Origin of the sequence: Paenibacillus sp. P46E (assembly GCF_001909095.1) — a bacterium.
Taxonomy (GTDB): domain Bacteria; phylum Bacillota; class Bacilli; order Paenibacillales; family Paenibacillaceae; genus Paenibacillus_AQ; species Paenibacillus_AQ helianthi.
The window spans coordinates 126,910-147,291 of the sequence record NZ_LVYZ01000002.1 but is presented as its reverse complement, the minus strand read 5'-3'; the positions used below and the strand labels follow the sequence as shown (position 1 = coordinate 147,291).

The window sequence follows — 20,382 nt, the reverse complement described above, 5'->3', positions numbered from 1 at the left end:
CAGATGTTGTGGATTAGATCGCTATTAGCGATAACATCTGGAGACAAAGGCGGTCGCATTCGCTCCTACAGTTCCAAACTTCCCCGCAGCGAAGTCCTAACCTTGCCTTGGCCAACCCCACACCCAGCCTGCCCAGCATGAGGTGGGCAGGGGCACATCGGCGCGGAAAGCTGGCTTACGCGGCTTTCCTTGCTCGGTAGGGCGGGCAATCCTTGAACTCTGTCCCGCCGGGGCCATCGTTCAAAGACAAACTGCCTTAAGAGTTCGAGCGATAAACCCTAAGCCCAGGCGCAAACTCAAACTCAAGCTCAACCTCAACCTCAACCCTAAGCCCAGGCGCAGGACATAGAGCTAAACTTACTCACGGGCGCTTCGCTGCGTTCGCTTGTTTAGCGAAAACAAGGGCAAAGGAAAGACAAAGGCAAGGGCGAGATAAGTATCTATCGTCTCGCATTCACCCACAGATGCACAAGTGGGGGGAGAGATAGATATGAAAGAAGGTCCAACAAGTGAGAGAAATAGATCAACACAAAAGAAGGCCCCAACAATCGGGACCTTCTTTTGTGTTATCGTATTTGATTTCAGCTTATTCAGTGAATTCCTAATTGAACTGAGAGAGTAATTCTCTGCAGGAGTTATTGCTAAGTGGAATTTGTATACCTAATTCGCCTGAAGTGTCGCCACAACGAAGTTTAGTTGGAGTTTGTATACCTAATTCCAATAATTCGTCTGTTTGGCAGAATTTCGGCTGATTTAGATATACTTTTTCCTACTAAAGTCGTTTGAGAAGGGCAAAACCAAGGATTAGGTATACTTTTTCCACTTTGGCTGGACGCATCTGACTAAACACCTACTAGATGAACAGTCTGCTCACCAAGTAGTATCAGTCAGTTAGTATATCTGTTCGTTGATTTGCCAGTCCATCCATCATCTGTCCGCCAGTCCGTCCTCCTTCGGTAGCCCCCAGAGGAGCATGCCTACAGTTACTTCGGCGTTAGGCTTGGCATAAGCCGCTGAGCAGGTCAGTTGTCTATATTACATGCACCTGCACACTGGCTCGGAGCAGCCTTAACGATCCCGAACGGTGAAATATTGCAGCAGTGTTTCCAGATCGGCATGCGCCGGGTAGCTGGAGAGCTGCTGGATGATTCCGGCGGCCTGCGTCAGATAGTCCTGGCTGACTTCCTCCGTGCGGACTAGGGCGTCGCTGAGGCCTATCAGGGCTAGTACATGAGCTACCTCCTCATCCGATGAGGAGGGGCCAATGGTGCGAATAACTGGAGCCAGCCCGGGGTCTTGCAGGGCAAACAGTACTGGAAGTGTAACCTGACCATGGCGCAGGTCACTACCGGCCGGCTTGCCAAGCACATCGGCAGACTGGGTGAAGTCAAGCAGGTCGTCCTGGATCTGAAAAGACATACCCAGTGCTTCGCCAAAGTTATACAGCAGGTTCGCGACTTCCTCTGTGCTCTCCGTAGACAGCGCCCCAACCCGCAAGCAGGTTGCCATCAGCAGGGCGGTTTTGTTACGGGATTTCTCCAGGTACTCTTCAAAGGTAAGATTGTAATCGTAGGCATGCTCCATCTGCTGGTATTCTCCCAGACATAACTGAGCGGTAGCCACGGCTGACAAATCATGAACATACCTGTTTTTGTCACCAGTGTATTTGCTGAGCAGCTCGATCACCCGGGCGGACATATAGTTCCCGATATGCACCGCGGAGAGTACACCGGTCTTGGTGTGCAGGGCTGGAGCGCCCCTGCGCAGCTCAGCATCGTCAATAATATCGTCATGAACTAATGAGGCGGCGTGAATAAATTCAGCGGCAGCAGACAATTGAAGCGTTCTGCGGCCCGAAGGCTTGCGTCCAAAACGGCCGCCGACGATGACCATCAGCGGCCGGAGCCGTTTGCCGCCGGAGCCGGTCAGCTCCAGAATGCTTTGTGCCAGCTGAGACTTTTTGGGTACGTCTTTATCACGGGCTACAATATTCTGAATTTCATGGTTAATTTCGTTCAGGTCTATATTCAAGGCTTCATGCAGCTTCATCTTTACGGTTCCCACCTGTCAAATGGCTTTGCTGGTGCGGCTATGCTGCCTTCGCTCCTGGATCAGGAACTCTTCAATGCCCGCCGCCGGATTTTGTTCTGCGAAGTCTCCATTTGACCGCGCGATTTGCAATTTTTTGATCGAAGGAGCCAGATAAGCAACCAGGTCCAGTTCACGGCATTTCACCGCAAATTGCAGATAAAAGCTATACAAATAATCTCCATCCAAAATGTTGCGGGTCAGGTCAGGATGATGTGGGGCACATTCCATATGGCGTTTAGCCGCCACAGTAAGAATGATATAAATACCTAGCAAATGGACTTTGCGGTCATATTCCAGATCATGGCGTTCCAGTACCGAGAGCAGGTGCTCACATTCTGCCGGAGAGAGATGCAGTTGAATTCCGGCGATTGGTGACATTTCAGTCTGAAGCAACCGGAAGCTGTCTTCAATGAGTTTTCTGTTCACAAGATTCTCTCCTTCTTGTCGGTTTTGCCGGAAGAAACCATAGCCTTGATTATCCCTACAAAACCCTTTGTTAAAACCAAACAAATCTGTGATGGATTATGCTAGTACCTTGATAAATAAGGAGAGTAATGTGTCCTAGGACACATTACTCTTAAGATCATCATATTCAGCTGCAGCAACACAAAATACACATAAGTTGCTGTTATTATTTATTAAACGGTGACAGAAGCATTAAACAACGGGTATTCACATCAGTCTGTAAACAGATACCATCGCCGTACAAGCGGGATTCGTTTCCACTGCTTCTTGAGCCAAGGCAGGACATAGTAGTCCAGACCAAAGACGCTACCAGATCCGCCAATGCACGCAATAGCTGCTCCAACGTACCAGAGCATTTCTGTTGAAGCCATCTTGGTAGACCAGATCATAACGGCCATACCTATGGTCGCTATGGAAGAGATAGCTGTAAACAAACCAACGATAAGCATAACACCGAAGACGATTTCGGCACAAACCATGCCGATTTGGAACCATTTAGCCAGGGCTGTGTAATCTGTTCCGCCACTGTTATAGAACATCAAGTTCATAAACCAGTGGGTAATATCATAAATCCATCCTGGAACCCATAAAGCTTCAACCGCTTCCTTAGCAGTTGTTACTGCGGAAGCTGCGGATTGGGCATCAACGGTATCCTTGACGGCATCAACGGCAACGCTGGCCGAGGAGGCAGCATCCGTAAGATGTGCAGGAGCAGGAATCAGGAAAATCTTATTCGGATCTTCCCAGATCTTTCTGAGCTTGTCTATCCCTTCATATAACCACATGCCCCCAAGCAGCATACGGAGCGGAACCAGCCAGAAATTCGGGGAACGTTTGGAGAAGTAGCCGCCCACGAAGCTCTTGCGGTTCTCTACATGGAAGAATTCATGCATCATGTAGGTCCATACTTTGTTAAAGCCTACGACTTGAGACAGATAGAACATATTGATGAAATGCTTGGACAGCATTGCCATGAATCCGGTGAGCATGAAGAACTTGCCTGGAAGACCTACGTTGGCTACACCGTAGCGGCTGCCGATGGAGACCATGGTGCCATGGAATCCTGGTTTGTAGGCTTTTTTGGCGGTACCGCTGATGTCTGCTGCGATATTGTTCGCAATGACCGGAGCGGCTTGTTCAGCATTTTCAACCATCTGCGGAACCGGACGGGTTTCGCCTTCAGGAATGTAGAAGATGTTATCCCCTACTACATAGACATTCTTATGGTCAACACTTTCCAAGTGCTCGTTGGTAACGATACGTTTACGCCCTTGCTGTTGTACTTCAAGGCCGCCGACGATTTCGGAGCCTTCTACACCGGCAGTCCAGACAATTGTCTGGGAATCCACGATGTTTTTCTCGCCGAGAGCTACACTGCCGTTGCCCACTTCAGTGATCTTGGCACCGGTAACGATTTCGACGTTCAGCTTGCGCAGACGGGCTTCAGCCTTCTGAATCAGCTTATCCGGGAGGATAGGCAGAATCTTCGGAGCCATATCGGCAACGATCAGACGTACTTCAGATGGATCAATGAAGAACTCCTTGCACAGCTCTTCGCGTTGCTCAGCCATTTCCCCAACCAGTTCGACACCCGTGAAGCCAGCACCGATGATGACGAAGGTCAGCATTGCGCGGCGGACAGCAGGATTTTTCTCCTTGGCGGCTTTGGTGTACATATCGCGAATCTGGCGTTTGAGTGCAACTGCATCATCGTAAGACCAGAAGGAGAAGGTGTTCTCTTCAGCTCCGGGAATTCCGAAGAATGTAGGTTTGCTGCCTGTTCCGATTACCAGGTAATCATAAGCATAGGTTGCTTTGTCGGATTTCAGCTTCTTGCTCTTGAAGTCAATATTGCTGATCTCATCCAGAACAACATCCACTTTCAGGCCGGCAAAAATTTTCTTCAAATCAATTTTGATTGAATCCTCAGGCGCACGGTTCGCGGACACCTCATGCAGCTCAGTCAAGAGAGTGTGATAAGGATTGCGGTCGATCAGCTTAATTTCTACATCTTTGTTGTTCTTATACTTCTTTGCTAGTTTCTTAGCCGTGAGTACGCCGCCGTAGCCGCCGCCCAAAATGACTATTTTTTTCAAGAGAAACTCACCTCATTCATCTGATTAGCTGCAAAAGGTAGCGAATAATTATTTCGCGCCTTCAAGTGCTTTTTCTGCAAGAGTAAAGTATTCGCCAACGTTGATAGATACGCCGGAGATTGCATCTGTTTTGCCTTCAGCATCCATTTTAGGAGCTGCGCCTTTATTATCAAGGAAGTATTTCTCAGCCAGTGCGATTTCTTCATGCCATTCAGCAGAAGCGCCGCCGGCTTTCATTCCATATTTACCGTCTACAGAGTATTGTTTCTTATCATCGCCAGCAGCATTTACGCCACTGAATTTGGCAGCTACGATGTTGCCGTTAACGATGGAGAGGTCCACAGTGGATTTGAAACCGTTGTTTTTGTCAAATTCTGCGCCTTCAGCATGGTAACCGCCATCTTTATATGGACCAGCTTCTGTAGGACCTGCAGCCAGAGCAGCTTGAGATGCGGTAACAAAGTCACTTACTCCAACGGAAACGCCGGAAATGGCATCGGTTTTGCCTTCAGCATTTACAACTACTGCTGCAGGATCTTGTTTTTCAATCAAAAAGGCTTCAGCTTTAGCCGCTTGCTCATGCCATTCTGCTTGGCCGCCGCCTTTGGATACCAGTCCGTATTTACCATCTTCAGAAACCTTTTTCTTCAGGTCGCCAGCGTTCTTAGTGTTGAAAGCGTCCCAATCTGCTTTGGTGATTTTTCCGCCTTCAACAGTCAGCAGAACGAATGATTGCCAGCCAGTTTCTTTGTCAGCTGGTGCTGTTCCGTAATATGTTCCATCTTGATACTTGCCTGTTTCAGCAGTTGCAGTGCCGGCGTCGGATGCAGCTGGTGCAGCGGACTCGACAGGGGCATTAGTTGCTGCCGCGTTGTTACCATTGTTGTTGTTACCACAGCCTGCGAGCAAAGTACCAAGTACAAGAGCGCTCGACAAAATTACAGAAGCTTTTTTCATTTTAGTATGACCTCCAAAGAAATAGTTTAAAATATATATATTAAAATGTAAAACATTTTAATAGTGATTGGAAGTGATAAAAATCACTTTATAAATGACATTTATCACTTTTGAATCCGCCTAAAGACCCTTTTTGTAGCAGCCTCATGACATATATCGGCGTATAATAGAAAAAAATTTAATTATCTCGTTTCTTCTTCGATGGCATTCTAGCACAAGCAGGACATATTACATGTGAAAATAATCACTTAAAGATAAACTATTTTATCGACAGTTGAATTATATCAAATTTTAAAATACTTAGATACCAGTTTTAAGAGACTATTATGTGACAGAAATCGACGGAAGCCGCTGTTCTTATCTGCGTACGTGGATAGATTCAAGTTTAAGGATCAGGGGTAATGATTTTTTAAGACATGAGCCTCTGGTCATACTAAAAAGACATCTAAGGAGATGAGCATGTAATGGATAGTAATGTAATCAAGGGAAAATGGATGCAACTTAAAGGTGAAGCCAAGAAACAATGGGGACAACTCACAGATGATGATCTTGATGTTATCGACGGTGAGAAGGATAAGCTGGTAGGCAAGCTTCAGGAACGTTATGGCCATACCAAAGATGATGCGGAAGCGGAATACCGCAACTGGGAGCAATCCATCCGCCACTAATATAAACACATACCCTCAAAACAGGATAATCACATAAGCAGGGAGAGGCGATGTCTATGTATAAATCCCATGTCGTAACCGGCAGAATTATCGAGATCAACGCTGACCGGGTACTTACACAGCAGGGAGAGATGTTCTGCAGCTTTCATCCCCGGTACTATATGCTTCCGGATGTTGAGACATGGACACCTGAGGAATGTGACCTGAAAGAGGAGCCTGTAATCATATTGCATGAGCAGAGCGGAGGCCAGAGCTTGAAAAGACGCTGGAGTTCTATGAGGCCCTGGTTTCCGCATAAGAAGAGCGCAAATCGTATCTGATTTGCGCTCTTCTTATGCGGAAAGACATGTACCGGAGAAGGAATTAGGCCTGGTTCGCAGGTATTAATGGGACTGTGATTTCATGTATTGATCCTACTATTATGGTACTATGATTGATAAGAATTACATATTTGTAAGCGTTGAAGGAGTGGTGCTATGGAGTACTTGAAGATTTTTTTTATGAACACAGCTCTTCTGATTACTGTCGCTTATCTGGCGAATTTAATATATAAGCATACTATTTCTCATGCTCCAGAGACTGTCAAAAAGGCAAGCTGGGTCGTACTTTCCATCTTCGCCGGTTGGATCACCATATGGTTTGGCTACAGACTGCATGAGAACGCCATCTTTGATTTGAGGTTTGTGCCGCTGATTATTTCTACGCTTGCATTTCCCCAGCCCTTTATTCTAATTATCATTGGTGTTGGCATAGGCTTGACCCGTCTCATCTTCGGGATGAACGAGGCGGCGGTAGCAGGCGTGCTGAATTTATCGATTCTGGGATTCGTCTGTGCCGGGCTCAGCTACTGGGTGCGCCGCACCACGGTTACAATTGTGGGTAAAGGTCTCCTTATCATTCTGGTTGTAAATCTGATGAATGCGGTGAATATCATTGTTTTTGGAGTGATTCCGGATCGGGTGTACATAACGGAAATTATGCCTATCACGCTGCCTGCCGGGATTGTTCTCAGCATGCTGTTTTCACTGATCATCCGTGATTTTCAGCTTGATCTGCAACGCACGGGACAGGTAGTACGGGCGAACAAACTGCTCTCCACACAGGCGGAAGAGCTGCATAAGAATAAGATCGTGCTGGAGGAAAGGGCGAAGCAGCTGATGCTGGCCTCCCAATTCAAATCGGAGTTTTTGGCTAATATGTCTCATGAACTGCGAACACCGCTCAACAGCATCATTAATTTTTCGCAGATTATTGAAGAGAATGATCAACAGCTCACCCGGGAGGAGATCACCGAATATGGCTCAATTATTCACCGGTCCGGCGGTGATCTGTTGGCGCTGATTAATGATATTCTGGATCTCTCCAAGGTAGAGGCGGGCAAGCTGGATGTGGTTCACGAGGATTTGAATGTCAGTGAGATTCCGGAATTGCTCGCGCTTCAGTTTACTGTAGTGGCCAGAAAAAAGGGGTTGGAATTCAACATTAACCTTAGCGAGGATGTCCCCCCGGTGATTCATTCCGATCCTCAGCGGGTGCAGCAGATTCTCCGCAACCTGTTATCCAATGCGTTTAAGTTCACAATGAACGGCTTTGTATCATTGAATGTCCGAATGGTAGAACGGTCAGAAGGGCAAGCCCTGAAGCGCTGGGTAGTCTTTGATGTACAAGACAGTGGAATTGGAATTGCCGCCGATAAGCATACGGTAATCTTTGAGGCCTTTCAGCAGGCGGACAGCAGCATCAGCCGCAAGTATGGAGGGACGGGCCTCGGCCTGTCCATCAGCAATGATCTGGCTAAGCTCCTGGGCGGCTACATTACACTATCCAGCAAGGAGGAGCAAGGCAGCCTCTTTTCCCTATATTTGCCACTGTAATCTTCCGGGAAATATGGTGCTTGGAAGTCCAACTTTATTTGTGATTTTGGCGTATTGACAGGAGCTTGATGCGGAGTAGAATGAAGCAAAAGCCGCATCAAAGGAGTGTTATCACCCCCATGAACATCATGAGAAACAGGCTTGGCGGTTCACGTCCAAAAGTTCTCCGCAAAGCCTCGGTACATCGTAAGAATCTGCAGATCGCAACGTTTGAGGGGATACCATCAACGATATTTCAGGTGCTGCTCCAAGGGCAGTTTCTGACAGGCTTTCTGTTATATCTAGGAGCCAGCTCCAGCCAGATAGGTTTTGTAATTGCACTTACTACACTGGTTAATGTAGCGCAGATAGGTGTGGCTTTTCTGATTCAAAAGCTGCCAAGCCGCAAATGGGCCATGGTAACCTTTATCGGCTTACATAGGCTGCTCTGGGGCTCCACGGGGCTCGTTCCGTTTATTTTTCCGCAAGAGCACTGGGTCACCGCATTTATCGTCTTATATACGATTGCATTCATTGCCAATACAGCCGGTGGTGTCTTGTGGAGTTCTGTAATCAGTGACCTTGTTCCCGCACGGGTGAGGGGCCGTTACTTTGGAATCCGCAATACTTTTCTGAATGCCCTGGGAAGTCTTGTGATGTATGGCGGCGGCATTGTACTTGACCGTTACCCCGGAGGGCACGGGTTTCTGATTCTGTATATTGTGGTCTGGATTTTTTCCATCTCCAATATCATCGTGTTCTTTTTCTATCCGGACGTGCCGTTTGAGAAATCGGAGGAGAAGGATTTTCTGCCGATGCTCAAGAAACCGCTGCATGATACGTTATTCATGAAATCTACGCTGTTCCTGTCCGCGTGGCTGCTGCTGCAGAACCTGACAGTGCCGCTCTATTCCTATGTCATGCTGCAGTTACTGAATATCAATTATGAGACCTTGTCCCTGCTGAATGTCTCACAGACGATCTTCATGATGGCAAGCTTCTATGTGTGGGGCAATCTGAACGCCAAGTACAGCAATAAGCGGCTGCTGCTCTGGACATTGCCGATCATTGCCGTATCCTCGCTGCTCTGGGGGCTGCTGTCTGTAATGCCGATGCTGCTGGTGCTGTTCGCCGCCCATATTGTGTTCGGTGTGGGAGTAGGAGGCTTCAACCAACTGGCCTTTAACTTCATCATTGGCGATACACCAAAGAAAGAGCGGCCAATGTATATGGCGATGTATGCGGCTCTGACTGGACTCGCTGCGTTTTTTGGACCGCTTATCGGAGGGCGGATTTATGAGTGGATACAAGAATGGCCGCAATGGATGCAGGTGTACGGGATGCAGATTATCGTAGGGACGCTGATGCTTCTTCTCGCACTGCTGCTGGGCCGGCGTATTCTGAAAGACTAACTGCAGAGGATGGCCAGGTCTTCCTCTTATTTCGGATGAAAGGAGACCATTCAATGACGAGAATTGCAGTAGTGCTGGGTGCTACGGGTCTTGTAGGCCGTGCGCTTACGGAAGATCTGCTGAATGGGGATTGGGAGGAGGTGCGTGTGCTGGTGCGCCATCCGATGAAACTTCAGCATCCCGGACTGAAGCAGGTTATCATCGATTGGGAGCAACTCGCACAGTACAAGGAACAGTTTGCCGGTGCTTCTGCCGTCTTCTGCTGTCTCGGAACAACCATCAAGAAAGCCGGCTCGCAGGAGCAGTTCGAACGTGTGGATCTGGAATATCCGCTTGCTGCCGCGGCACTGGCCAAAGCAAGCGGCGTGAAGCAGTTTCTGGCGGTTTCATCGATGGGGGCAAGCGTCAAATCGCGCAATTTCTATTCCCGCACCAAAGGCAAAGTGGAGGAGGGGCTGATTGCTGCCGGATTTCAGGGACTCCATTTGTTCCGCCCTTCCCTGCTGCTGGGAGAACGTGAGGAATCGAGGCCCGGTGAACGGGCAGCCGCCGTGGTGATGAAGGCACTGGACTTTGCCATGGTCGGACATGCAGCCAAGTACCGGGCGATACCCGCAGTGAAGGTGGCTAGAGCAATGATGAACATCGCCCTTGCCGATACGCACGGTGTGCATGTCTATACCAATGAAGTCATTCATGTAATTGGAAAAGTGGAGGCCTGAGGTTTGCAATAAGCTTGGCTCAGGACGTACAATGGGACATAAATCATACGTACATAGAGAGATCACTGTCTTGTACAGCAAACAGGAGGAGAACATGAGCAAAAAACAGGTAGCAACCGCAAAAGCCCCAGGCGCAATCGGCCCTTACAGTCAGGCGATCATTGCCGGGAATTGGGTATACACTTCGGGCCAACTGGGTCTGAACCCGGAAACAGGAGCTCTGGCAGAAGGCGTAGAGGAACAGGCCCGTCAATCGCTAAGCAATGTAAAGGCGATCCTCGAAGAGGCTGGTGCATCCCTTGAGCATGTAGTGAAGACGACTGTGTACCTAAAGGACATGAATGATTTTGCGGCTGTAAACGAAGTGTACAGCACATTCTTCACGGAGCCATATCCGGCACGCAGCGCTGTTGAAGTTGCACGTCTGCCGAAAGATGGACTTGTAGAGATTGAAGCGGTAGCCCGGAAGAAATAAGCCTTAAGGGTAATGAGTCCCTGAGTGTTTCCGTACCTTGGAAGCACTCGGGGATTTTTTTGAATAGATAAGAATGAACCTCAGAATTTACTCCGGCGTGGTGTCAGCAACAGCCAAATGCTGTAGAGCAGCAGTAAGCCGGCAGCGACTAGCCCCGTAATAAACACACTGCCGATATCTTTATGCTCCAGGGCAATGGCGATGAAGGCCCACACGAAAACCAGAGGATAAATACAGTCCCGGTAAGGGAAACTGACAAACACAGCCAGCAAAGTGCCGACAACGAGCATTATCACAGCCCAGGCGGGATCACTTAACCCGAAGCCGTCCCAATGGTTCTTCTCCAGGACGACGCTGACATTGACAATAGTGGCAACGGAGATCCAGCCCAGATAGAGGCTGAACGGCAGCTTGACCAGCCACTTTTCCCCTGGAGTGGGACTCGTGATGCTGCGCGTTTTGCGGTAGATAATGATCAGTGTAATCAGCATCAGCACCATAACCGCTAGGGATAGCTCAATATAGAGATACTGCCAGAGGAACAGCCAGCCCATATTAAAAATGCAGCTGAGCACAAACCAGATGCTGATCGGCCGTACCGAATCCCTGGAGCTGGTACCCTGCCGGAAAGGGTAGATGATGAAGCCGGCGAGCAGCAAATAGATCAATGACCAGATGGAAAAGGCATAGCCGGCAGGTGTCAGCAAGGTGTGATACCTGTCCGAAATTTCACTGGTGCTGTTCCCGCCCAGCGGGAGGGTCACTGATAGGGTATTTACGACGAGTACACCAAGGAAGAACAACAGGTTCCACCACTTATAAGAATTGTTTTGTCTCATTTGCTTTCACTCCCTAAACCTGATTATTTAGTGCTGAAGCCGGCGTCTACATAGAATATACCCGCAATCACAACTTATAAGACCAATTTTGGCAAAAAAATGACCAGAGGGTCATAAAGTTTACGGATAGCAGTCCGGTAACGCTGGGTAATATGTATTAAAGTAAAAGCCGCAACAGCCGAAGGGGGAAAGTAAGCATGGAGAGCAGTGAAGCGATTCGTCCCGAGAAAATGGGTCCGCTGGTTATGAAGGAGACCTGGAATACACCTGGAAGCTTGGTGTCCTGGGAACGCTCCGAGAATATATATATTGTCCAGGGAGAACGCGGAGGCATTGTTTTTGTCTTTTTGAATGACGAAATATTCCGGATGAAAGTGTTTCGGGACAAGGTGCCTGATCTGACGACGACTCCGGCGGTGCTGGCCGAGAGCTGTATCCCGCACTTGTTCCCTGTAGAGGATACTAACGATCAGCTGATTTTTACGACCAGTGCCATCAAGCTGATCATTGAGAAAACGTCCCTGCTGCTGCGTGTGGAGAACATAGACGGAAAGATTGTTATGCAGCAGAATCTAACAAGCTGGAATCCGCGCGGTGCGAGCCACGCTGAATATGATATGCAGCCGGATTCCCACTTTTACGGGCTGGGCGAGAAGGCAAGCTTTCTCGACAAGCGTGGAGAACGTTACACCAACTGGAACACCGATGTATTTGCTCCTCATTTGCCGGAAATAGAAGCACTATATGAGTCCATTCCACTGCTCATTCATGTGCATGGCGAGCTGTCTTATGGCCTTTTCCTGGACAATACGGGCCGGAGCGATTTTGACATGCGCTCTCACGGGGTGGCGTTTACCATCGGCTGTTCTACTGGAGCTTATGATGTCTATTTTATCAACGGCCCTGATATGAAGGATGTGGTCAAAAGATACACCTCACTGACCGGCCGGATTGCACTGCCGCCCAAATGGGCTATTGGCTATCACCAGTCACGCTACAGCTATATGAATCAGCAGGAAGTGCTTCAGCTCGCCCGGACCTTCCGCGAAAAGAACATTCCATGCGATGTCATTTATCTCGATATCCACTATATGGATGAATACCGGGTGTTTACCTTCGATCCGGTCAATTTCCCCGAACCTGAGAAGATGATCGCTGAGCTGGGCGAGCTGGGGGTGCGAATTGTGCCGATTGTAGATCCCGGTGTCAAAAAAGACCCCAACTATGAAGTGTATAAGCAAGGGGTGCTGGAAAAACACTTTTGCCGTTTCCTGGAGGGCGACATCTTTTTCGGCGAGGTTTGGCCGGGAATCAGCGCGTTTCCCGATTTCAGTGATGTCCGGACTGCCGAGTGGTGGGGCGATCTGCACAAATACTATACCGACCTGGGCATCCAGGGCATCTGGAATGATATGAACGAGCCGGCGGTGTTCAATGAGTCGAAGACCATGGACCTTGATGTGATGCATTTCAACAATGGCCGTCCGGTCACGCACGAGGAATACCACAATCTGTACGGAATGATGATGTCTAAGGCTACGTATGAAGGACTGGCGGAGCATATGGGCGGCGAACGTCCTTTTGTACTGACACGGGCCGGGTATGCGGGAATTCAGCGCTATGCCGCTGTGTGGACCGGAGATAACCGCAGCTTCTGGGAGCATATGGCGATGGCCATGCCGATGGTGCTCAATATGGGCCTGTCCGGTCTCGCTTTCTCGGGGCCGGACATCGGAGGGTTCGCCCACCATACCTCTGCCCAGCTGCTGGTGCGCTGGACGCAGATGGGTGTCTTTTTTCCGTATTGCCGCAATCACTCTTCCATCGGTACGATGCGCCAGGAGCCCTGGTCATTCGGGGAAGAAGTGGAGGCGATCCTGCGGGAGTTCATCGGACTGCGCTACCGCTGGATGCCGCATATCTATAATCTTTTCCATGAGGCTGAAATGACGGGCCTGCCCGTGATCCGTCCGCTGATTCTGGAATATCCGCGTGATCCGCATGTGACGAATCTGTGTGACCAGTTCCTGCTAGGGGAGAATGTGCTGATTGCTCCTGTGTACCGGCCGGACACGGACCACCGTTCTGTCTATTTGCCGGAGGGACTGTGGATCGACTATTGGGACGGAGAGGTTCACGAAGGCGGACAGTATATTTTGGCTGCTGCCCCGCTGCGGATTATGCCGATGTACATCAAGGCAGGGACTTTTGTGGCCGAAGGCCCGCTTAAGCAGTATGCGCTGGAGGATACGGCTGAGACGATGATCTTTCATCTGTATGGTGCCAGGGCGCGGGATGGTTTTTTGGCCTCCTTTTCTCTCTATGAGGACGACGGACATAGCTTCAGCTACAAGGAAGGGCACTACTCGGAGATCAGTGTCCATGCGGAAGGAGAAGAGGGGGAACTGCGCCTGGGCTGGACCTATACGATCCGGGAGTATGCGCCGCGAAGAGAAATGCTGCGCTTTGCGTTATGCTATCCGGAATTCACTGCAGCTTCTGTAGACGGGCTTGCCGAAATCAGTCTGGAGCAGCTGGAAGAAGGCCGGACGGGCTGGGCACACAACGGCGGAAATGGTGCGCTGCTAATCCAGGTGAACGATGATCCGGATGGCGGGGAGCTGCGTATTCAGGCCTCAAAGGAGTAGAGAAAGTTGATAGAGTCAGGGGGCAGCGGGGAGTGAAGTGGAATTAGTAAACTTAAATGGGCCCAAAGGTGCTTTGTAAAAGGCATTAGTGGGAATTAGTAAACTTAATCTAAGCGAATTCATCTGAGAAGATGCGACTCGGTCATATTAGGTCTACTTTTTCCCACTAGCGTTAGTGGGGAGCGGTAGGGGGAATAATTAGGTTCACTTATTCCACTTGGTCTTGCCGCTTGGTTCAACGTGATCCGGAATGACTAGAGGAAGTATAGGGCTCTGCGACAGGAACGGGCAGATTGCGACCATGTTCGGACAACTAAAAGGGAACCACCAAATCAACCGCTATTTAGCGGTTTTTTGGTATGAATTGGGCGGATCAAGAGGTGTTCTACTCGATGAAGAGCGGATAAATCCGTAAAAAGTAGATAAATCTCGGAAAAAAGTGTAGAAAGGTTTTTAAATATCGTCTTTTTCGTATAAGATGAAGGGATGAAGAAAAAAACATTTGGCAATCCGGGGGCCGTTCTTTCAGACTCTCCGGTTTACCTGTAACTATATTTCTTGCGGAGAAGGATTCAGTCTTCCTGATGGGGGGCAGACTGGCTCTTTCTGTTTGCTCAAAAAGAATGGAGATCATCAATGATTAAGCATCTGTATGCAATATGGTTAGGGGACGTATTTTTCTGCTTCTCCGGCGAAACCTCGGAGCCCAAGGTAGACGCATGGACGCGTGTGGTCAAACGGCTGGAGCTTCGGAGCGGCTGGCGTCCTTTTGCGGGTGCTGCACTGAGGCTCACGGAGGTGAAATATCCGGTTGCCGCCTCTGCGGAAGGGAGAACCACGCGGCGCGGCTTGCCGGGGCGGACGCTGGAGGGGTTGGCTCTGGCGCCGAAGGATGCCTTCGAGCTGCTGCTCGGCTGGGACGAGCAGCTATGCCGCAGCCAGGGCCTGGAGCCGGGCGGGGAGCTGCGCTATTGGTCTGCCGCCGCCCGCTTCGCGCTGGAGCTGATGGGCACAGGCGGTATTGTGCCGGGGGCTCTGCCGCCCCGGCCGTTAGGCTCCCGCCGCCGCGGAGGAGAACAGGCGGCGTCGGCTGCCTGGTCTCCGGCCTTCCGGCAGGAGGCAGACAAGGAGCTGTTCCTGCAAATGGCGGCTTCTATGCCGGTGCTGGCGCTCGGAACGCATGTGGCAGAGGAAGGCGATCTGTCTTCCCGTGAAGATGCCGGTGCGTATGTGCTCTATTCCTTCCTGCAGTCGGTAATGACTGCGGAGATCAAGCGGGTTGTTGCACAGAACGAAGGGAAGCTTGCGCCGTATAAGGCGAACTACCGGCGCGGCTATTCCCCTTTGACAGAGCTGTGGTGGAACAGCCTGCTCACGGGCAGCCGCGATATCCCGGTTCAGGGAACGCAAGCCGAAGTGACGGAGCTTCTGGCTGCAGTGAACGGAACCGCCGGCAACGAAGTGCCGCATGCGGAGACGGAAGAAGCACGCAGCGGACAGCTCAGCCTGGGGCTGCGTCTGGAGCCGCCCGCGGACGAGAACGAGGAATGGCGGTTGTCCTTCTGGGTGGAGAGCCGGGAAGAGGGGGAATTCTGGCTGCCGGCCGCGGCAATCTGGAGCAGCCGTGAACGCGAATTCACGCTCTGGGGCAAGCGGTACCGCAATATCCAGCAGCAGCTGCTGTCCGCACTGGGCCGGGCAGGCAAGCTGTCACCGGACATTCAGCGGGCGCTGACCGTACCCGCTCCAGATAGTGTGAAGCTTACGCCGGAACAGCTCTATTTGTTCCTGAAGGAAAGTGTGCAGCCGCTGCGTGAGCGGGGCATTACTGTGCAGATGCCGTCCCGCTGGAGCCGTGAGGGCCGGCGGCGGATCGGAATGAAGATGAAGATGCAGCCGCCGGCTGGCGGAATTGACGGCCCCGCCCAGGCAGCACTGGGCATGGAGCAGCTGATTTCTTTCCGCATAGAAGCTTCGCTGGGAGATTCGGATGTCACTGAGGATGAACTGAATGCATTGGTGGAGGCTGGCGTACCTTTTGTACGGTTCCGCGGGGAATGGATTGAGATTGATCCGAAGGAACTCCGCCAGGTACTCAGGTATATGAAGCGTAATGAAAGCGGAGAAATGTCGGCGTCAGACTGGATGCGTCTGGAAGCCGAAGCAGGCGAGGAACGGCTGTGGAAGGGGATGTCGGTGACCGGAATGGAAACCACCGGTCTGCTGGCTTCGCTCATGCAGGGCGACATGCTGCGGCATCTCCCGCTTCGTCTGGTCCCTCCCGATTTACACGGAACACTCAGACCGTACCAGGAACGCGGGTTTCAATGGCTGGCCTCGCTAAGCGGGCTAGGTTTCGGGGTCTGTCTGGCGGATGACATGGGACTGGGCAAGACGGTCCAGGTGATTACCTGTTTGCTGGATCGCGCGCTCAATGCGGAGCCTGAACACAAACATGAGCCTGTACTGATCCTCTGTCCGACTTCCCTGCTGGGGAATTGGCAGCGGGAACTGCAGCGTTTCGCGCCTTCGCTGCGGGTGCATATTCATCATGGGGGCCGCCGGATCCGCGGCGAAGGCTTCGCCCAGCTTGCGGCCAGTCACGAAATCGTCCTGACCACGTATCATCTCGCCGGACGGGACAGTGAGGATCTGGCAGGTGTAAGGTGGTCAACGGTGGTCCTGGACGAGGCGCAATACATCAAGAATCATCGTACCAAGCAGGCGCAGAGCGTGATGAAGCTAACGGCACCGCACCGTATTGCTATGACGGGTACTCCGGTGGAGAACAGATTGGGCGAGCTGTGGTCTATCTTTCACTTCCTGAATCCGGGATACCTGGGAACGTATCATTCGTTCCGCCAGCGTTATGTTTCCGGAGAAGGCGGAGAGCGGCTGCGCGAGCTGCACCGGCTTGTGTCGCCTTTCTTACTGCGGCGTCTGAAGAGTGATCCGGATATCTCCAAGGATCTGCCGGAGAAGCTGGAGCTGAAGCAGTACTGTACGCTCACAGAAACTCAGGCAGCGTTGTATCAGGGAGTAGTCAATGAAATGCTTGGCGTAATCGGAGAACGCTCGGGTATGGCCCGCCGGGGTCTGGTGCTGTCTTCCCTGACCAAGCTGAAGCAGATTTGCGATCACCCGCAGCTGTTCCGCAAGGATGAGGGACGGGGCCAACGCAGTGAGGCTTCGGGTAAAATGGACGTCATGTTCGAGGTGCTGGACAGTATCGCCGAGCTTGGAGAATCTGCACTCATCTTTACCCAATATGTGGCGATGGGAGAGCTGCTGGTCAGCAGGCTGGCCAGACGGTATGGCAAAGCACCGCTCTTTCTGCATGGCGGGGTCCCTAAGCGGGAACGTGATGAGATGGTGCATGACTTTCAAGAGGGGGAAGGACCGGCCTTCTTCGTTCTCTCGCTCAAAGCCGGTGGTGTCGGGCTTAATCTGACCCGGGCCAACCACGTTCTGCATTATGACCGCTGGTGGAATCCGGCAGTCGAGAATCAGGCGACCGACCGGGCTTTTCGGATTGGGCAGCACAAAAATGTGCAGGTGCATAAGCTGATCTGCCAGGGAACCCTTGAAGAGAGAATTGATGAGCTGATCGAACGCAAAAAGAATCTCTCCGAGCAGGTCGTCGGCTCCGGTGAAAACTGGCTGACCGAGATGTCGAATCATGAGCTTAAAGAGCTCATCGAGCTGCAAGGGCAGGACTGGATGTAGCGGAAACGGACGAAATAAAGGAGGAATCAGCAATGAGCGGAGGGCTAGAACTGCGGCTGGATATCCAGCCCGGAAGGGTAAAAGCAAGAAGTCTTCAGGGATCCGGGTCAACGCCGGAACTGCAGGGTGTGCGTAAAGCGGCAGCAGCCGTACAGGAGCCGGAATCCGCAGCGGTTCTTTCTTTGGAAGTTCCGCCATGGACGGCTGAACAGAAAAGAACAGTTCTGCGCGAGCTCGCTGCACATCCGGGAGAGCTGTATGGACTTCTGCAGGGAGAGCTGAGCGTAAGGCTTGCCGGGCTTGGCCTTCTGCCTGCAGAGGAGGAACTTGCCTCCGCGGTCTTCGAGCAAGAGCTCGGAGCCGCAGACAAGGCGCAGCTCCAGACCCTGCTGACGCAGCGCCTGACGGAGGAGCCGCTGCTGGCTCTGTCGCTGCGCGGCCTGGGGAAGGAAGAACTGCTGGCAGGCGTATTTGGCCTGTGGGCTGAAGCTGGCACCGCAGAGGAAGGCGCAGCTGTGCCGGACGCTCCGGGTGCGCTGGCTGCGGAGCTTGCCCGGCTGGAGCGCAAGGGTCCTGCGGTCGCCTCGGGAGAATGGCTGGCAGAGGCTGCCGCCGAAGGCTCGCTTCACCAGCCGGGGCCGCTGTTTCACGAGATTGCAGCCCGGCCGTTTCCGGTGTCTCCGGTGGTAGCCGTGCCAACTGAGGATTGGAAGTCCCTTCTTCCACAGACCCCCAGAGCGACTGAAGGGCTGGCTTTGATCATGCGGGAGGTAGCCGAGGCGGCTGCGCGCCGGGCAGCCGGTCTAAGCAAGGTGTGACAATGAGGCAGAATTAAACGAAAGGCAGCATATGAACAGGTTACCCGCTGTTCATATGCTGCCTTTTTAGATGATAAGTCCTAATTTTTTGTTCAGGGGTTTATTTCGTGGAGGGACCTTCTGCCAGCTCCAGAATCTCCCGGCGGAGGCGGAGCATCTTCTGATCCAGTTCATCGGCGGCGCGTGCCGCTTCCTTCAATTCCTCAGCGACATGGGGAGGGAGCTGCTTGTCGAATTTATAATATAGAATATGCTCCATACTGGCCCAGAAATCCATCGCAAGCGTGCGCAGCTGAATTTCAGCCTTCACCCAGCGGGTCCCCTCCAGCAGTACCAGCGGCATGGCTACAATGAGATGCAGACTTTGATAGCCATTCGGCTTCGGGTGGGCAATATAATCCTTGATCTCCAGCACCCGCATGTCTTCGCGTGCACACAGATGGTCGACCAGACGGTAGATATCCTTCACAAAGGCGCAGACGATCCGCATGCCTGCGATATCATGAATGTGCTGCTCCATATTGTCCAGTGTGAATTCATGCCCTTTACGTTCCATCTTCTGCAGAATGCTCTTGGGCTCCTTGATCCGGCACTTGACATGCTCAATCGGACTGAAACCGTCGCGAACCTGCCATTCCGTCTTAATAACATCAATTTTATTCTCAAGCTCATTCAGTGCATGGCGGTAGAGCGCCGGCAGGGCTTTGAAGCTTTCCATCTGCTTGGCGAAATCTTCGCTCATTTGCCATTTCTGCAAATCCTTGACGTGTACCTGCAACTGATTCAGCGTAACCTGTGTACTATCATTTTCTTCCACTTAGACTCTCCCGGTATTCATGATTTGTGACTGGTTCATGATTATATTTTAACCTATGTAGAGCCCCGGAAGCAAAAAAAATAAGACCCGGTCCCTCTGGCTGAATGCCGGGGAGTCCGGGTCCTGAAATGGAAGAAATGCAGCTCGGGGCCAGTTTTGCAGAAACATTTTGACGTCCGCCGCGTATTAGCACACATAAAGTTTCATGGAGGCGCGTAGTTATTTGTTGGTAGGCGAGCCCCCATCATAGCCGGTGTCCTCGTAGCCGGTGTTGCCAAGCTTCGGCAGAACATTCAGCTGTTCGATCGTGTGACGGGTCTCAGGGGTACCATAGCGGTGGAGATACTGATATACCCGGATGGTCTGATCGTCGAACTGGTTGATGGCCTCATCGTGATCTGCGGACTTGTAAGGCACAAACGCACGCCGGAAGGCATACTCATCCTCCCTGGCCAAATCCTTGAGGATATCCTGAAGCCCTGTCAGCTCCTCAGCGGTAAGCAGGACCTCATATTCACCCGAGTCATTGCGGACATCCTGAATGAGGCCATGACTTACGGACACGAAATAGCGTTTCTTGTCATCGCCATGCAAGTGTAATCCCTCCATCATTCGATGTTTCTCGCTGAAACGAGTACTGTCCTCAGTAGGACGGCGAAGCCGTTTTCACTTAGTATTATACACAGAATGACAAATAATGAATCTGGCCGGGACATTTGGTATGATAGAAGCACAATTCCGCTTCTGCAAGGAGCGTAAAGGGTTAACTACACTATACGAGGCTGCGATCAGCCC

Annotated in this window: 16 protein-coding genes; 9 read left to right on the top strand and 7 right to left on the bottom strand. The window is 51.4% G+C overall.

Features of this window, described 5'->3' with window-relative positions; translation table 11 throughout:
• Positions 1-1,068: 1,068 nt before the first annotated feature.
• From A3849_RS02040 to A3849_RS02025, 4 genes are all read right to left on the bottom strand, one after another.
• Positions 1,069-2,049, bottom strand: coding sequence for a polyprenyl synthetase family protein (locus A3849_RS02040; RefSeq protein ID WP_074109940.1), 981 nt, complete (start codon positions 2,047-2,049; stop codon positions 1,069-1,071).
• Between the two features lie 18 nt (positions 2,050-2,067).
• Positions 2,068-2,517, bottom strand: a complete 450-nt coding sequence (locus A3849_RS02035) for a hypothetical protein (RefSeq protein WP_074109939.1) — start codon at positions 2,515-2,517, stop codon at positions 2,068-2,070.
• A gap of 251 nt (positions 2,518-2,768) precedes the next feature.
• Positions 2,769-4,652, bottom strand: coding sequence for an FAD-dependent oxidoreductase (locus A3849_RS02030; protein ID WP_074109938.1), 1,884 nt, complete (start codon positions 4,650-4,652; stop codon positions 2,769-2,771).
• 48 nt (positions 4,653-4,700) lie between these two features.
• Positions 4,701-5,609 (bottom strand): FMN-binding protein, encoded by a 909-nt coding sequence (locus tag A3849_RS02025; RefSeq protein ID WP_074109937.1) that lies wholly within the window; start codon positions 5,607-5,609, stop codon positions 4,701-4,703.
• Positions 5,610-6,073: 464 nt separating this feature from the next.
• Between A3849_RS02025 and A3849_RS02020 the strand changes: the two genes are divergently transcribed.
• The 6 genes from A3849_RS02020 to A3849_RS01995 all read left to right on the top strand — a co-directional run bounded on the left by A3849_RS02020 (position 6,074) and on the right by A3849_RS01995 (position 10,739).
• Positions 6,074-6,277 (top strand): CsbD family protein, encoded by a 204-nt coding sequence (locus tag A3849_RS02020; RefSeq protein ID WP_062525224.1) that lies wholly within the window; start codon positions 6,074-6,076, stop codon positions 6,275-6,277.
• A gap of 50 nt (positions 6,278-6,327) precedes the next feature.
• The gene (locus tag A3849_RS02015; RefSeq protein ID WP_143191705.1) at positions 6,328-6,597 is read left to right on the top strand and encodes a hypothetical protein; all 270 of its coding nucleotides are present in this window, start codon (positions 6,328-6,330) and stop codon (positions 6,595-6,597) included.
• Between the two features lie 156 nt (positions 6,598-6,753).
• Positions 6,754-8,151 (top strand): sensor histidine kinase, encoded by a 1,398-nt coding sequence (locus tag A3849_RS02010; protein ID WP_074109935.1) that lies wholly within the window; start codon positions 6,754-6,756, stop codon positions 8,149-8,151.
• 119 nt (positions 8,152-8,270) lie between these two features.
• Positions 8,271-9,542: an MFS transporter gene (locus tag A3849_RS02005; RefSeq protein WP_083613331.1), complete on the top strand. Its 1,272-nt coding sequence runs from the start codon at positions 8,271-8,273 to the stop codon at positions 9,540-9,542.
• A gap of 53 nt (positions 9,543-9,595) precedes the next feature.
• Positions 9,596-10,264, top strand: coding sequence for an NAD(P)H-binding protein (locus A3849_RS02000; protein ID WP_074109934.1), 669 nt, complete (start codon positions 9,596-9,598; stop codon positions 10,262-10,264).
• Between the two features lie 94 nt (positions 10,265-10,358).
• The gene (locus A3849_RS01995; RefSeq protein ID WP_074109933.1) at positions 10,359-10,739 is read left to right on the top strand and encodes a RidA family protein; all 381 of its coding nucleotides are present in this window, start codon (positions 10,359-10,361) and stop codon (positions 10,737-10,739) included.
• 80 nt (positions 10,740-10,819) lie between these two features.
• On the opposite strand, the gene A3849_RS01990 is transcribed toward A3849_RS01995, so the two are convergent.
• Positions 10,820-11,578, bottom strand: a complete 759-nt coding sequence (locus tag A3849_RS01990) for a tryptophan-rich sensory protein (RefSeq protein ID WP_074109932.1) — start codon at positions 11,576-11,578, stop codon at positions 10,820-10,822.
• 197 nt (positions 11,579-11,775) lie between these two features.
• On the opposite strand from A3849_RS01990, the gene A3849_RS01985 reads away from it, so the two are divergent.
• From A3849_RS01985 to A3849_RS01975, 3 genes are all read left to right on the top strand, one after another.
• Positions 11,776-14,226 (top strand): glycoside hydrolase family 31 protein, encoded by a 2,451-nt coding sequence (locus A3849_RS01985; protein WP_074109931.1) that lies wholly within the window; start codon positions 11,776-11,778, stop codon positions 14,224-14,226.
• Between the two features lie 636 nt (positions 14,227-14,862).
• Positions 14,863-17,952 (top strand): DEAD/DEAH box helicase, encoded by a 3,090-nt coding sequence (locus A3849_RS01980; RefSeq protein WP_074109930.1) that lies wholly within the window; start codon positions 14,863-14,865, stop codon positions 17,950-17,952.
• Between the two features lie 32 nt (positions 17,953-17,984).
• Positions 17,985-18,770 carry a hypothetical protein gene (locus tag A3849_RS01975; protein WP_074109929.1) on the top strand — a complete coding sequence of 262 codons (786 nt, stop codon included), beginning with the start codon at positions 17,985-17,987 and terminating at the stop codon, positions 18,768-18,770.
• Between the two features lie 100 nt (positions 18,771-18,870).
• On the opposite strand, the gene A3849_RS01970 is transcribed toward A3849_RS01975, so the two are convergent.
• A complete protein-coding gene (locus A3849_RS01970) occupies positions 18,871-19,512 on the bottom strand; it encodes a GTP pyrophosphokinase (RefSeq protein WP_256700627.1) in 642 nt (213 codons plus the stop codon).
• Positions 19,513-19,806: 294 nt separating this feature from the next.
• A complete protein-coding gene (locus A3849_RS01965) occupies positions 19,807-20,199 on the bottom strand; it encodes a hypothetical protein (RefSeq protein ID WP_256700617.1) in 393 nt (130 codons plus the stop codon).
• Between the last annotated feature and the right edge of the window lie 183 nt (positions 20,200-20,382).

Coding starts and splice junctions, on each gene's coding strand:
- A3849_RS01980 (WP_074109930.1), top strand. CDS start 14,863: ATGATTAAGCATCTGTATGCAATATGGTTAGGGGACGTATTTTTCTGC.
- A3849_RS01995 (WP_074109933.1), top strand. CDS start 10,359: ATGAGCAAAAAACAGGTAGCAACCGCAAAAGCCCCAGGCGCAATCGGC.
- A3849_RS02010 (WP_074109935.1), top strand. CDS start 6,754: ATGGAGTACTTGAAGATTTTTTTTATGAACACAGCTCTTCTGATTACT.
- A3849_RS02005 (WP_083613331.1), top strand. CDS start 8,271: ATGAACATCATGAGAAACAGGCTTGGCGGTTCACGTCCAAAAGTTCTC.
- A3849_RS01965 (WP_256700617.1), bottom strand. CDS start 20,199: ATGATGGAGGGATTACACTTGCATGGCGATGACAAGAAACGCTATTTC.
- A3849_RS01990 (WP_074109932.1), bottom strand. CDS start 11,578: ATGAGACAAAACAATTCTTATAAGTGGTGGAACCTGTTGTTCTTCCTT.
- A3849_RS01975 (WP_074109929.1), top strand. CDS start 17,985: ATGAGCGGAGGGCTAGAACTGCGGCTGGATATCCAGCCCGGAAGGGTA.
- A3849_RS01970 (WP_256700627.1), bottom strand. CDS start 19,512: ATGAGCGAAGATTTCGCCAAGCAGATGGAAAGCTTCAAAGCCCTGCCG.
- A3849_RS02000 (WP_074109934.1), top strand. CDS start 9,596: ATGACGAGAATTGCAGTAGTGCTGGGTGCTACGGGTCTTGTAGGCCGT.
- A3849_RS02025 (WP_074109937.1), bottom strand. CDS start 5,609: ATGAAAAAAGCTTCTGTAATTTTGTCGAGCGCTCTTGTACTTGGTACT.
- A3849_RS02015 (WP_143191705.1), top strand. CDS start 6,328: ATGTCTATGTATAAATCCCATGTCGTAACCGGCAGAATTATCGAGATC.
- A3849_RS02020 (WP_062525224.1), top strand. CDS start 6,074: ATGGATAGTAATGTAATCAAGGGAAAATGGATGCAACTTAAAGGTGAA.
- A3849_RS01985 (WP_074109931.1), top strand. CDS start 11,776: ATGGAGAGCAGTGAAGCGATTCGTCCCGAGAAAATGGGTCCGCTGGTT.
- A3849_RS02040 (WP_074109940.1), bottom strand. CDS start 2,049: ATGAAGCTGCATGAAGCCTTGAATATAGACCTGAACGAAATTAACCAT.